Origin of the sequence: Calothrix sp. NIES-2098 (assembly GCF_963875125.1) — a bacterium.
In the GTDB taxonomy this organism is placed as follows: Bacteria; Cyanobacteriota; Cyanobacteriia; order Cyanobacteriales; family Nostocaceae; genus Aulosira.
In genome coordinates this window covers 4,055,866-4,069,366 of sequence record NZ_CAWNKJ010000001.1, presented here as the reverse complement: position 1 = coordinate 4,069,366, position 13,501 = coordinate 4,055,866, and the positions used below count along the sequence as shown (strand labels likewise).

Here is a 13,501-nt window from a genome sequence, read left to right as displayed (position 1 = left end):
AAAAATTCAAAGTTGGGAATTTTGTGTTTTGCATTTTGAGTTTTGAATTATATTTCTATTTCCCATCTCCAGCTCTCCTTACCTGAACCCACAAGAAATGCTCATTGTTTGACCAGTCACGAATTCAGTCAGCTTGGAGATCCAGAAATGCCTCAGAATCCAGATAAAATTCAAGATCACGTACAACTGTTCCACCAACCGGAATACCAACAACTTTTTCAAAACAAGAGAGAGTTTGAAAACGGTCACGACCCCGAAGAAGTAAAACGGGTTGCAGAATGGACAAAGAGTTGGGATTATCGTGAAAAGAACTTCGCTCGTGAAGCTTTGACCGTTAACCCTGCTAAAGGTTGCCAACCTTTAGGCGCTATGTTCGCTGCTGTTGGCTTTGAAGGTACTTTACCTTTCGTTCAAGGTTCTCAAGGTTGTGTTGCTTACTTCCGTACCCACTTAACCCGTCACTACAAAGAACCATTCTCTGGCGTTTCTTCTTCCATGACTGAAGACGCAGCGGTGTTCGGTGGTCTGCAAAACATGATTGATGGTTTGGCAAACTCATACCAGCTTTACAAGCCCAAAATGATTGCAGTTTGCACCACCTGTATGGCTGAGGTTATTGGTGATGACTTGGGTGCGTTTATTACCAACGCTAAGAACGCTGGTTCAGTTCCTCAAGATTTACCAGTACCCTTTGCTCACACTCCTAGCTTTGTTGGTTCCCACATCACTGGTTACGACAACATGATGAAGGGAATTCTAACTACCTTAACCGCAGGTAAGAAGAAATCCGCTAGCAATGGCAAAATCAACTTCATCTCTGGTTTTGACACCTATGTTGGCAATCTCCGGGAAGTAAAACGCATTGCTTCTTTGTTTGGTATCGACTACACAATTCTCTCTGACAACAGCGATTATCTGGATGCACCTAACACTGGTGAATTCGATATGTACCCAGGTGGTACAAAGCTGGAAGAAGCAGCAGATGCAATTAATGCTAAAGCTACAGTGGTGATGCAAGCTCACTCTACTCCTAAGACTCGTGAGTACATCGCTAAAGAGTGGCAGCAAGATGTTGTAGTTTCCCGTCCTTGGGGTATTAAGGCTACTGATGAGTTCCTGATGAAACTCAGCGAACTGACTGGTAAACCAATTCCTGAAGAATTAGAAATCGAACGCGGTCGCGCAGTTGATGCGATGACTGACTCTCATGCATGGGTTCACGGTAAGCGCTTCGCTATCTACGGCGATCCCGATTTAGTTTACAGCGTTGTTGGCTTCATGCTGGAATTGGGTGCTGAACCCGTACATATTGTGGTTCACAACTCCAACGAAGTATTTGAAAAAGAACTTCAAGCATTGCTAGATTCTAGCCCCTTCGGTAAGGAAGCTAAAATCTGGGGTGGTAAGGACTTGTGGCACTTACGTTCTCTTTTGTGTGCGCTATCAAGTTAATTTAAGGGTCTTTCTTGGCAATGATTGCTAGCGATCGCCTGATTTTGGTAATTAGATATAACTAGATTGCAATCAACAAAGCCAGGTTTTAAATACGCTACCACTAGGTATAGAAATCACATGGAATTTTTGTAAAAGCCTACGAAACCATACAGTTATGATATTTGTTTAATAGCAAACAATCCTGAATTAAGTTTATCAGTAGCGATCGCCTATTTGCTAAATATTCATTGTGTCACTTAGTTTGTGTTAATTATTACAATATCTCTTAATTAAACCGTATTTGGCTAAAAGAAGGTTTTTTCTAGCAATAATCCAGGTCAATCAACTCAAATAAACCTTGTGCTTTCCATAATAGCGATCGCAGTTTGGACGACAACCAACACTCATTAGCATGAGCTATTCAGCTTCACACTGAAACTATGTCTGCAATAATCTACATTCCGAGTGTGCGATCTCAACAGATAGCCTTAATTCTGAGTTAAACAGTCCCCGCACCCAACTGAGAACCGACAATTGATTTTCTAGGGCGATTGCTAATCCACAATCAACTCCAGATATTACATCCCTATAGGGATTGTTAAAAAAATATAAACTACGGTAATCCTATCGCTAAACTGTATAAATATCTCTTAACACCTGTAAGTCTATAGATAAACCGTATATTATGAGAACAGCAAAAAAATAAATGGCTTTGTCCGGCAAATTCAGAGTTAGACACAAGAAATTTGGTTTTGTTTGGCAGATTTTGCCATGCAAATTTTAGATAGCTGGACAAAGCTGGCTAAGACGAGGATTTATCAAGCTAGGTGTTGAAGCCCAAAGGAGTAAAAGTGATCAACAGTATCCGGATTAATGAAAATTTAACGACAACAGGACAAGTCATACCAAAACAACTTGAGCAAGCTACTCAAGAAGGGTTTAAATCAGTTTTAAATTTGCGATCGCCTGATGAATTAGGATTTCGCCAAGATGAGCAAGACGTAGCTGAAGCATTAGGACTAAAATACGTCAATGTGCCTCTCAAGCTAGAAAATTTAAGTGAAGAGTTAATTAGCAAAATTCTCAAGACATTAGAAGAACTTCCTAAACCAGCAGTGATACATTGTGCAGCAGCTATGCGTTCCACAGGAATTGCACTATTGAGTGTTGCTATTGAAGAAGGATTGACACCAGAACAAACCTTAGCAAGAGCTAGGAAATTAGGCTTTGGTTTTTTTGAACACGCTGGTGTTAGCCCGCGATTAAAAAACTTGTTTGTAGACTATGTAAATAAACACGCCAAGGTAGCAGTATCAGTCAGATAAAAGTACTGAGTTAGGCAAAAAATTGTAGAGGCGTGATGAATCGCGTCTCTACTTGATCAATTAGGAACAAAAAAATTTTTGCTCGAATCGTTTGAGCGTGAGCGTACTTGTACGGGGAAGCAATTGATAGGTAGCATCTTAAAGAGAAGCTTAACGAAGTTATTAATTACGATAACCACATAAGAAAGCGAATATTTTAATTCAAAAAGTTGAATCTTCCCAGTTAAATATACTGTTACCCGGAATCAAGATAAACAGCAATAATTAGTGAATTTAACTAAGAAATCAGATAAACCACAAGAATCATCAATGTTGAGATAAAGTTAAAGTTAAAACTTAATTATTAATCTAAATTTTAGATGATAATAAGTTGTTGAAGAGTATACAAAAATATTGTGTAAACTTAACAATTGATTTTAAAGACAGTGTTAATATCTGAAGGTCAGAGTAATAATTTGTTACGTAAATTCTGAGGTTTACAAATTTAGTAAGTAGGAAACTAAGTTTCACTAAATAATTACTAAATGATTCCTTCTACTCTCTGAATCGCAAAAATATGATTGCCCATAAAATCTTTAAAAAGATTGCTTATATTGCTGCTATTTGTGCATCTATAAATATTGCAGCGATCGCAAAAACTTCTACAGCAAATGCAGCAAGTTTAACTATAACTAATGCAGGTTTTGAAGAACCAATAGTAGGAGAAGGAGACTTTACTAATAATGTGTTACCTGGTTGGACATTATACGATCCATTTAATATGACATCTGCCACTATCAGTAGTGGCGGGCCAATTTATGGTACATACAATCCGACAGCAGATGTTTATGCTAACGAAGCTCCAGAAGGTAATAATGTGGGATATGTTTACCTGACTTATCCGACTGGAAGTGGTGTAGTGGGAATATCACAAACACTTACCAGTATGTTGACAGCTAATACGAAATATACCTTACAGGTTGACATCGCTAATATTCCACCTGTGAATGGTTTCACCAATTTAGCTGGTTTCCCTGGTTATGGTATTCAATTATTAGCTGGAGGAACTTTACTTACTCAAGATTTGAATAGCCTGAACATAGCAGAAGGAGCTTTTGTTACTTCTACTATCTCGTATACTACTTCAGCCAACGACCTAAATTTAGGAAAACCGTTGGAAATTCGATTGCTGAATCTTTTACAAAATGATGGGATAGAAATTAATTTCGATAATTTGAGATTAGACGCAACTCAAGTTCCAGAACATACATCAATTTTGGGTATAACATTAGGATTTATAGGTGCAAGTTTAGCTTTGAAAAAAAGAAAGATGATTAGACAATAAGGAATTTTTATAATTCCTTACTTTAGAGCGATATTTTTTACGGAATGCTACGCATAGATTGCTAATTGTATTGCTAAAACTACTGTTGTTTCTGGTAATAATTTTTTGCTGTCTGGCAAATGCTGAGTGTCTTAGAGGTAAAAATCTTGAACCACTAAGACACTAAGATAAAAACCTTTTTCTAAACTAAAGCTGGTTCGCGCCGATTGTATGCAGAAGAATCTCCCTTGATGGCTTGACTTTGTTTCCCATCAATACCAACGGGGATATCGCCAACAATAGTTACTCGCTGAACGTGACGAGGTTGGTTGCCGTAGTCTGCGATCGCATAATGTTGAGTAGCGCGATTATCCCAGAAAGCGACATCGCCAACTTTCCAACGCCACCGGACTGTATTTTCAGGACGAGTAATGTAAGCCTGCAACAATTTGATAATTTCATCGGATTCATTTTGTGATAAGCCACGCAGACGACGCACAAAACCGCCGATGAATAATCCTCGTTCGCCAGATTCAGGATGAACGCGGACAACTGGATGCAGAGTTTCGTATAAAGTCGAGGTGAAAACAGCCCGATGCTCTAAGATTTCTTTTGGTAAGTCAATTGCGGCTGCTGCATAATCGTAGGCGTTGCTGTGTATTGCCCAAAGTTGGTCAGCGAGGCTACGTAGAGGGTCTGGTAAATCTTCGTATGCAGTCACGGAGTTTGCCCAAACGGTGTCGCCTCCTGATGGCGGGATGACCAGCGCCCGCAAAATCGAACCAAGGGGAGGACGATCTACAAATGTGACATCGGTGTGCCAGCTGTTAGCACGGCTGACAGTCTTGCCGTAATCTAGATCCAGAATTTCTGGGTTGTCTGGAAGTGATGGAACTGTGGGATGAGCTGTGGTGACTTCTCCAAAGCGACGGGCGAAGGCTACTTGTGCTTGAGCGTCAAGGTTCTGATCCCGGAAGAAGATGACTTTGTATTTAACTAGAGCTTTACGAATATCGCTGATGATTTCGTCGCTGAGGTTGTTGTTGAGGTTAAGACCGATTATTTTGGCACCAATACGTCCGGCTATTGGTTTGATGTCGAAGTGTTGGGAAGTCATGGGATTTACTCTAGGTTAAATGTGGATTTGTCTCACGCAGAGGCGCAGAGACGCAGAGCGTCAAAGTGTTTGTAGCATAGAGAGTGGGAGAAGGAGGAATCTATGCGGGGTAAAAGACGAATGTCCTGAGTTCGATGCTTTCTCGTGGGGGTGCATCGGCTGGAATAGTGGGATCTTCAAAGGCTGTATGGGCGGCAAAACGAGCGCGTCCATCTTCTGCGGAGTCGAAGCATTTGATAAATAGGGCTTCGTCTCTGTGCATTTGTGGGAACTAGAACCATTGATGTTGGGGATTATACGTGACTGCGTATGTCTCCCCAATGCGATCGCGGTACACTAAATCGCTAGCTACAAGGTCTGTTGGTGCAATGCTTTGGGCATCACACAATGCTAACGGTGACTCTTGGATTGGTTGGGTGATCGCTCGCCAAACATTCACTATTGCAACAACAGGTTGCCATAGTGACTCAATTTCGCCATTATCTATACCCCGTGCTGCTAATTCTAAACGAGCGCCCCCTGTGTTCTATTTTTGTGCTGCACCAACAGGAATCGGTTCGCCAAGAATTTTCGCGAATCTTTGTAAATAGAAGTCCACAGGATTTGCGACTGCTTGAATTGAAGGGCGATCGCGTACTATACTCCACCATGTCTGCAAACGCGGTGTTTCTGCTGGTAGCGTAAAGTTACGGAAGTGTTCTAATAGTGGTAAACGTTCAAACCAAGGATAGAAGCTAATATCAACCAGGCTAAACTGATCTCCTAAGAAGTAATCGCCTTTGCCCAATCCTTCTTGTTCGATATATAGAAGTGCTTCTATGAACTCTTTTCTGCCTTGTTCCTGTTCTTGGCTATCTTTACCACGCAGAAATTTGTTAAAAGCCGGGACAAGGCGAGTATTGGCGTAGTCTATCCAGATGCGCGCGATCGCTTTTTTTGCGGGATCGCGAGGTAACAATGGTGGTTCGGGGAACACTTCATCTAGATATTCATTAATAATCGCAGATTCATAGATAATTACATCCCCGTGTTGAATAGCCGGCACTTTGCCATAGCGGGAAATCTGTGTATACCCATCTGGTTTGTGCTGTAAGTCAATTTCTACTGGGGTAAATTCAATGCCTTTTTCCAGTAAGACTACACGGGTACGTTGTGAGAAGGTAGAAGCTTTAGCAAAGTAAAGTTGTATGTTGCTCATGAAATCCTCTCCTTGTAATTATCGTGAATGCAAAGTATTTGAGATTGCACAACTCAAACCAGAGCAATAAGACAGAAGCGAGATGTGTCGATCAGTGCAGTTAAATAATTTTGACTAGCAGGTATCTACGTTTGTTAGACAATATATTACTGTTTGTCGGTCGATTTAACGTAGTTAGATTATTATACAGTCTTTCGTGAAATATGTATACCTAATTATTAGTGTAACTAATTAATATATGCAGTCTTTCTGCGGCTTTCAGCACAGATATTGTAGTTTGTTTTTTTGATATTTTATAAGTCTTAATTTTAAATAAATATATATTGGACATCTCAAACAAGTCTACCTATGATACTCGTACAGAGATTTGAGCGAGGGTAGAGCAATGGGTGAAAAGACAGTTTCAGAGAATTTCAGAAGTAAAGTGGTCACGCAAGGAGTACAGCGATCGCCTAATCGGGCTATGCTGCGTGCAGTAGGTTTTCAGGATGAAGACTTTAACAAAGCAATTGTGGGTGTGGCTAATGCTTACAGCACCATCACTCCCTGTAACATGGGGATTAATCAACTAGCACAACGAGCTGAAGCGGGAATTAAACGAGCCGGGGCAATGCCGCAAATGTTCGGCACAATTACTATTAGTGATGGGATTTCTATGGGAACTGAGGGGATGAAATATTCCCTCGTGTCACGAGAAGTAATTGCTGACTCCATTGAAACCGTCTGTAACGGACAAAATATGGATGGCGTAATTGCCATTGGTGGCTGTGATAAAAATATGCCAGGGGCAATGATTGCAATCGCACGGATGAATATCCCGGCTATCTTTGTTTACGGTGGGACAATTAAACCCGGACACTACAATGGTAAAGATTTAACAGTTGTCAGTTCTTTTGAAGCTGTAGGCCAATATAGCGCTGGCAAAATTGACTCTGAAGAACTATTAGCAGTCGAACGTCAAGCTTGTCCTGGTGCTGGTTCTTGCGGTGGAATGTACACAGCCAATACTATGTCCTCAGCCTTTGAAGCGATGGGGATGAGTTTACCCTATTCTTCCACAATGGCGGCAGAAGATGAGGAAAAAGCCGATAGTACAGAAGAATCAGCCAAGGTATTAGTAGAAGCAATTTGCAATCAACTCTTACCCCGACAAATTATCACGCGCAAATCTATCGAAAATGCGATTTCTGTGATTATGGCTGTAGGTGGTTCAACTAACGCCGTGTTACATTTTCTGGCGATCGCTCATGCGGCTGGTGTAGAACTTAATCTAGATGATTTTGAAACTATCCGCGATCGCGTCCCTGTTTTATGCGATTTAAAACCCAGTGGTAGATATGTCGCCACAGACTTACACAAAGTTGGTGGTATTCCCCAAGTGATGAAAATGCTATTAGTGCATGGATTACTTCACGGTGAATGTATCACCATCACAGGTAAAACTATTGCCGAAATTTTAGCAGATGTCCCCGACGAACCACCCAGCAATCAAGATGTGATTCGTCCTTGGAATAACCCGATGTATTCCCAAGGTCATTTAGCCATCCTCAAAGGGAATCTCGCTACAGAGGGAGCAGTAGCAAAAATTACTGGGGTGAAAAATCCCAGCATTACTGGCCCCGCAAGGGTATTTGATTCCGAAGAAGAATGCTTAGATGCCATCCTTGCAGGTAAGATTCAAGTCGGTGATGTAATTGTCATCCGCTACGAAGGCCCGAAAGGCGGCCCTGGTATGCGAGAAATGCTAGCACCCACCTCAGCAATTATTGGTGCGGGTTTAGGTGATTCTGTAGGATTAATTACTGATGGACGCTTTTCCGGCGGTACTTACGGGATGGTAGTCGGACACGTCGCACCAGAAGCCGCCGTTGGTGGTGCGATCGCGCTAGTCGAAGAGGGCGATAGTATCACTATTGATGCTAATTCTCGCTTGTTACAAATCAATATTTCTGATGTAGAATTAGCTAATCGTCGCGCTAAATGGCAACCTCGTCCACCCCGTTATACAAAAGGCATCTTAGCAAAATATGCTAAGTTAGTTTCTTCTAGCAGTGTTGGTGCTGTCACAGACTTGGATTTATTTAATGAGTAGGGAGTAACGTTAGAGACGCGGTATATCACGTCTCTGTATAAGAGTCTAATTCTACTACCCACGCAAGAGTCCTCCTCTGTGGTTCATAACTTATTTATCTAACCACAGAGACGCAGAGGAAGCAGAGAAAGAATTTGAGAATACTCAGTCTTTGAGAATTACACCGTTACTAATTCCCGGTTAGCAACTACTGACTCCGGTTTGACCCAAATCTTATCTAACCCACCACTCAGCAGCCGATATTGCTGGTTAGGGTCTTGTTGTGGGTAATCCATGCGTTTGTGCATCCCTCTAGTTTCTTGACGTTGCAAACCACTGTTGTACATCCAACGCGCAGTCGCAACCATCGCCGCTGCTTCGCGCGATCGCACAATTTGGCTATCATCTGGTGTATGACTATGGCGGATTTCTTGCCAGAGGTCATTTAGTCTATCTAGGGATGCGTTTAACCCTGTAGCACTGCGGAAAAGGTTGCGGTCGTAGGGGAAAACTTCAGCTTGAGTTGCAGCGATCGCTTCATCTGGGGAGAATTTATGATGACCTTCACCATGCAATCCTGCTTCACCAACTCCCTGTACGCTGCGTTGAGTGGCTTGTTCTCCCAAACTCAGGGCGTAGTTAGCCGCAGACTGTCCAGACCAATAGCCAGAAGACATTGCCCAGGCTGCATTGTGGCTACCACCGCCTGTAAAACCACCACAAATTAACTCTCTCGTAGCTGCATCTCCCGCAGCATACAGTCCCTTAACTGAGGTCGCACAGGTGTAATCTGTAATTTTAATTCCACCAGTACCGCGTACAGTGCCTTCCAAACGTAGGGTGATAGGGAATCTTTGGGTGAAGGGGTCAATAGCAGCGCGATCGAAGACTACAAAGAAGTTAGGCTGAGATGCGCGCATCCAAGCTTTTGTTTCCTCATCCATATTTTGATCGAGACAGGCATAAACTGGCTGAGTCAGTAATGTTTTGGCAATTACAGAACGACCGCGCTTAGAACCTGCACCTTCAATTACCGTGCCATCTTCATAGGTGAAAGAAGCCCAATCGTAATAACGAGTCTTAGTCACAGAAGCAAAAGCTGGAGAAATTGCGTAGGCATTAGAAAATTCCATACCAGAGAAATCCGCACCCGCCTCGGCTGCCATCAATAGACCATCGCCAGTGAGGACATTGCAACCGAGAGCCTTACTTAAGAAAGCACAGCCACCTGTAGCAATCACAACTGCCCCGGCTCGGACTGTCCAACGTTCCCCAGACTGACGATTAATCCCCTTAGCGCCAGCTACAGCACCTTCGGCATCTACCAACAACTCTAAAGCCGGACTGTGGTCTAAAATTTTCACTCCTGCTTGCTTAATTTTTCTGCGCATGAACCGCATATACTCTGGGCCTTGCAAGGAGCGACGAATAACATTTCCATTAGCATCAACACTGAAAGGATAGCCCTCATCTGCAAGGGAATTAATGTTGTCGTAGGTGCGATTTAATACTCTAGTCATCCAGTTTCGGTCTGCAAGAAAGCCTCCCATCGCTTCCCGACTTGCCATTGCGGCTTCCCGTTGTTCTGGATCTGGTGGAACGTACCATACGCCATTCCCAGAAGCGGCTGCTGCACCACTTGTACCGCAGTAACCCTTGTCTACTAACACAACTTTTGCTCCGCTATTTGCAGCATTCCAAGCAGCCCAAGTCCCAGATGGGCCGCCACCAATAATTAATACATCGGTGGCTAAATCTAGATTAGAAGCATTTTGACGAAAATTCATGAATTTACTCCTTATAGAATTAAGAAAAGGGGAAGGGCAAAGCTTCCCCCAAAATGCGAGAGTAGCTTTTACAAACTCTTTTAGGGATTGGGGATTTGCCAATCTTTGATATGAAAATCCGACTTCAACAATTTCTGCTCGGCGAGAAACTGCTTTGTGGAATTTAAAAGTTTTAATCCTTCCGGTGTAAAAGGCTCTGTAGGATACAGATCTAAAGGATAGGATTCTTTCACAATAGGCAATGGCAGATTTCCACTTGCTTGAGCCGCAAACTGGTAAAATTCCTCTGGTTTGGCTTTAATTTCCTGCAAAGCTGCTTTTCTCATTTGATTCCACGTTTGCGGCAGTTCAGGGTGTTGAGAGAGGAAATTTTCTGTCACCACACTTACCCCTGTCCCCACTAATCCTTGATGATCCTTAGCTTGGTCTATCGCTGGAAATCCTTGAGAAACCAATGTTGGCCCTGCTCCCATCGCAAAAGGATAGGCAGAAATATCACCTCGTTCTAATGCTGGTTTAGCATCAGCAGAAGGAATCTGTACTACCTTCACATCTTTGCTCAATCCCTCTTTTTCCAGCAAACCCATCAGATAACGATGAGGATAAGTGCCTTTAGCAACCCCTACCTTCGTACCATTAAGTTGAGCAACTGAGCTTACACCATTTTTATTAGTAATCAACCAAGCATTCTGACCAACTCTAGTCTGATTAATCAATCGGGTGGAAAGACCTGCTGCTTTACCGACTAGAGCTGGAGTATCTCCATACAAACCCATATCTAATTGACCGCTGACTAAAGCTTCGTTAAGTGCCGGGCCTCCTACAAAGGGAATAAATTTTACTTCCGTCACACCCAAGCTTTTGAGGGCAGGTGTCAATGTCCCTTTTTGCAGCGCCCAACCCTCTGGGCCAATAGGTAATTTGCTTTCTGAACTGATAAAACCAACTCGTAAAACCAGGGTTTTCGCCTCTGCCGAATTTGCTCCAGTATTGGATGAAGCTACTGCTGAGTTATTAGACTGGCTTTGTGGAGAAGTACAACTGGCAAGACTGGATAACAGCGCAACAGTTGTGACTGAAGCTAAAAGTCGATGCAGGAAACTGCGCTCAATTACTTGGGAACTCATAGAGAGGGAAGTAGGGTATTTGGCGTTGCAGAATAGTGGAATAAATTTAGGTAGGGGAAGCAGAGGGAGAAACTTCTCAACTACGAATTAGCCTGCTGCGTTCCCCAAGGAAGAATTCTTCCTTGTGCATCTGTAGGCAGGTTACTGCTACTTTGCATCACTGGATAATAGTAGGCAGACTTCTCATTTTTAGCCGCAGGCGTGCGTCCTTTTCCCCAACCTACATTTTTCCGATAACTGCCAAGTAAACCATCTGCTATCAAAGTTTCTTCATCCACTGGAACTGATTCCTCAGCGTTGGGATCGACATACAGCGCATCTACAGGACAGTAGAGTTCGCACATATAACAAGTTTGACAATCGCTCTGGCGGGCAATTTTAGGCGCACTTCCTGGTACTGCATCGAACACATTTGTCGGACAAGCAGTGACGCAAAGATTACATTTAATACAGCGAGATTCACTGACTAATTCAATCACAGTGCTACTAACTCCCTCTTGACAACTTCTTGTTCGGGCTTTGCCCAGACTGTATCTAATCCGCCACTAACGAGCCGATATTGTTGGTTAGCATCTTGCTGAGGAAAATCTTGGTGTTTGTGCATTCCCCTCGTTTCTTTTCTAGCTTGTGCTGAAGTATACATCCACCGGGCAGTGGCAACCATCGCCGCCGCTTCTCTGGCTGGTAATGCTTGGCTATCTGTTGGGGCGTTACTATGACGGACTTCTCGCCACAAACTATGCAATCTTTCTAGGGAATCGCTCAAGCCTTGTTCGGTACGGAAGAGATTGCGATCGTATGGTATTACTTCGGCTTGGGTAGCTTTGATAATTTCTTGGGGGTCAAAAGTATTGTTACTCTCTGAACTGACTCCTGCCTGTCCAATTGAATGCACTCGCCGTTGATTTGCCTTGTCTCCTAATTGACGAGCATAGTTAGCCGCAGCTTGTCCTGACCAATAGCCGGAAGACATTGCCCAAGCAGCGTTGTAACTACCACCACCTGTAAAGCCGCCACAGATTAATTCCCGTGTAGCTGCATCTCCAGCTGCATAGAGTCCGGAGACTGAGGTTGCACAAGAATTATCGACAATCCGAATTCCACCAGTACCTCGGACTGTGCCTTCCAAACGCAGAGTTACCGGGAAGCGTTGGGTGAAGGGGTCAATGCCTCTGCGATCAAAAGGTAAAAAGAAATTATGCTGAATAGTTCGCATCCAAGCCCGTACTTCCTCTGGGGTTTCGTGCAGACTACAGTACACAGGTTGGTTCAGCAGTGTCTTGGCAATTATAGAGCGTCCTCGTTGAGAACCAGCACCTTCAATTACTGTGCCATCTTCATAGGTGAATGTTGCCCAACGATAGAAAGCTCCTTTAGTCACAGAAGCAAAGGCAGGAGTAAGAGCATAGGCATTAGAAAATTCCATTCCGGACATTTCTACCCCAGCTTCAGCCGCCATTAAATAACCATCTCCGGTGAGGACGTTACAACCAAGGGCTTTACTCAAAAAAGCACAACCACCAGTGGCGATGACTACTGCTTTAGCTCGTACTGTCCACCGTCCGCCCGCTTGGCGACGAATTCCTTTCGCCCCGGCTACTGCTCCTGCTTCGTCTAGCAGCAATTCCAAGGCGGGGCTATGGTCGAGAATTTGCACTCCGGCTTTCTTGACTTGCTTACGCATCAGACGCATATATTCTGCACCTTGCTGGAGGGAACGATAGTAAGGTTGTCCTTGTTGATCTGAGGGAAAGGGATAACCCCAATCACCCAACTGATGCAGATTTGCTTGAGTCCGATCTAGAACTCGCTCCATCCAATCTCGCTCTGATAAAAACCCTCCCAGAGCTTCCCGACTGGCCATAGCGGTTTCTCGTTGGTTGGGGTTTGCTACATACCACACGCTAGTCCCCCCAGAGGCAGTTGCACCACTAGAGCCACAATAGCCTTTGTCTACCAGAACAACCCGAACACCAGCAGCCGCAGCATTGTAGGCTGCCCAAGTACCAGCCGGGCCACCTCCAATCACTAAAACATCGGCCTCTAAATCTAGATTGGAGTCACTAGCAAATGATTGTTCCGCTAATTGATTTGCGCTCACTGGCTCTCACTCCTGAATTTATAGAAAGGAATATTTTT

General features: G+C 43.5%; 10 protein-coding genes and 1 pseudogene. 4 read left to right on the top strand and 7 right to left on the bottom strand.

From position 1 onward, the window contains the following. Positions 1–147 precede the first annotated feature (147 nt). The 3 genes from nifK to AACU33_RS16940 all read left to right on the top strand — a co-directional run bounded on the left by nifK (position 148) and on the right by AACU33_RS16940 (position 4,083). Positions 148–1,452, top strand: a complete 1,305-nt coding sequence (nifK, locus tag AACU33_RS16950) for a nitrogenase molybdenum-iron protein subunit beta (RefSeq protein ID WP_096589794.1) — start codon at positions 148–150, stop codon at positions 1,450–1,452. Positions 1,453–2,285: 833 nt separating this feature from the next. Next, positions 2,286–2,759: a beta-lactamase hydrolase domain-containing protein gene (locus AACU33_RS16945; protein WP_096595280.1), complete on the top strand. Its 474-nt coding sequence runs from the start codon at positions 2,286–2,288 to the stop codon at positions 2,757–2,759. A gap of 556 nt (positions 2,760–3,315) precedes the next feature. Continuing rightward, positions 3,316–4,083: a hypothetical protein gene (locus tag AACU33_RS16940; protein WP_096589793.1), complete on the top strand. Its 768-nt coding sequence runs from the start codon at positions 3,316–3,318 to the stop codon at positions 4,081–4,083. Positions 4,084–4,264: 181 nt separating this feature from the next. Here AACU33_RS16940 and AACU33_RS16935 read toward each other — a convergent pair whose 3' ends face one another. From AACU33_RS16935 to AACU33_RS16925, 3 genes and pseudogenes are all read right to left on the bottom strand, one after another. After that, positions 4,265–5,179: a TauD/TfdA dioxygenase family protein gene (locus AACU33_RS16935; protein ID WP_096589792.1), complete on the bottom strand. Its 915-nt coding sequence runs from the start codon at positions 5,177–5,179 to the stop codon at positions 4,265–4,267. 100 nt (positions 5,180–5,279) lie between these two features. Beyond that, positions 5,280–5,693 (bottom strand): annotated as a pseudogene (locus AACU33_RS16930) (CmcJ/NvfI family oxidoreductase); the annotation flags it as partial. Positions 5,694–5,705: 12 nt separating this feature from the next. Beyond that, entirely contained in the window at positions 5,706–6,377 is a 672-nt protein-coding gene (locus AACU33_RS16925; RefSeq protein ID WP_096589791.1) for a glutathione S-transferase family protein, read from the bottom strand. Positions 6,378–6,762: 385 nt separating this feature from the next. Between AACU33_RS16925 and ilvD the strand changes: the two genes are divergently transcribed. Next, positions 6,763–8,469, top strand: coding sequence for a dihydroxy-acid dehydratase (gene ilvD / locus AACU33_RS16920; protein ID WP_096589790.1), 1,707 nt, complete (start codon positions 6,763–6,765; stop codon positions 8,467–8,469). A 158-nt stretch (positions 8,470–8,627) separates the two neighbouring features. Here the strand turns inward: ilvD and AACU33_RS16915 are convergent, their stop codons facing one another. From AACU33_RS16915 to AACU33_RS16900, 4 genes are all read right to left on the bottom strand, one after another. Further along, positions 8,628–10,235: an FAD-dependent oxidoreductase gene (locus AACU33_RS16915; RefSeq protein ID WP_096589789.1), complete on the bottom strand. Its 1,608-nt coding sequence runs from the start codon at positions 10,233–10,235 to the stop codon at positions 8,628–8,630. A gap of 80 nt (positions 10,236–10,315) precedes the next feature. Beyond that, entirely contained in the window at positions 10,316–11,362 is a 1,047-nt protein-coding gene (locus AACU33_RS16910) for an ABC transporter substrate-binding protein (protein WP_096589788.1), read from the bottom strand. A gap of 80 nt (positions 11,363–11,442) precedes the next feature. Then, the gene (locus tag AACU33_RS16905; protein ID WP_096589787.1) at positions 11,443–11,841 is read right to left on the bottom strand and encodes a 4Fe-4S dicluster domain-containing protein; all 399 of its coding nucleotides are present in this window, start codon (positions 11,839–11,841) and stop codon (positions 11,443–11,445) included. Beyond that, positions 11,838–13,463 carry an FAD-dependent oxidoreductase gene (locus AACU33_RS16900; protein WP_096589786.1) on the bottom strand — a complete coding sequence of 542 codons (1,626 nt, stop codon included), beginning with the start codon at positions 13,461–13,463 and terminating at the stop codon, positions 11,838–11,840. The genes AACU33_RS16905 and AACU33_RS16900 overlap by 4 nt, the downstream gene beginning before the upstream one ends. Between the last annotated feature and the right edge of the window lie 38 nt (positions 13,464–13,501).

Bases quoted from the DNA above. Each gene is read 5' to 3' on its own strand.
- nifK (WP_096589794.1), top strand. From the start codon at position 148: ATGCCTCAGAATCCAGATAAAATTCAAGATCACGTACAACTGTTCCAC.
- AACU33_RS16910 (WP_096589788.1), bottom strand. From the start codon at position 11,362: ATGAGTTCCCAAGTAATTGAGCGCAGTTTCCTGCATCGACTTTTAGCT.
- AACU33_RS16935 (WP_096589792.1), bottom strand. From the start codon at position 5,179: ATGACTTCCCAACACTTCGACATCAAACCAATAGCCGGACGTATTGGT.
- AACU33_RS16915 (WP_096589789.1), bottom strand. From the start codon at position 10,235: ATGAATTTTCGTCAAAATGCTTCTAATCTAGATTTAGCCACCGATGTA.
- ilvD (WP_096589790.1), top strand. From the start codon at position 6,763: ATGGGTGAAAAGACAGTTTCAGAGAATTTCAGAAGTAAAGTGGTCACG.
- AACU33_RS16940 (WP_096589793.1), top strand. From the start codon at position 3,316: ATGATTGCCCATAAAATCTTTAAAAAGATTGCTTATATTGCTGCTATT.
- AACU33_RS16925 (WP_096589791.1), bottom strand. From the start codon at position 6,377: ATGAGCAACATACAACTTTACTTTGCTAAAGCTTCTACCTTCTCACAA.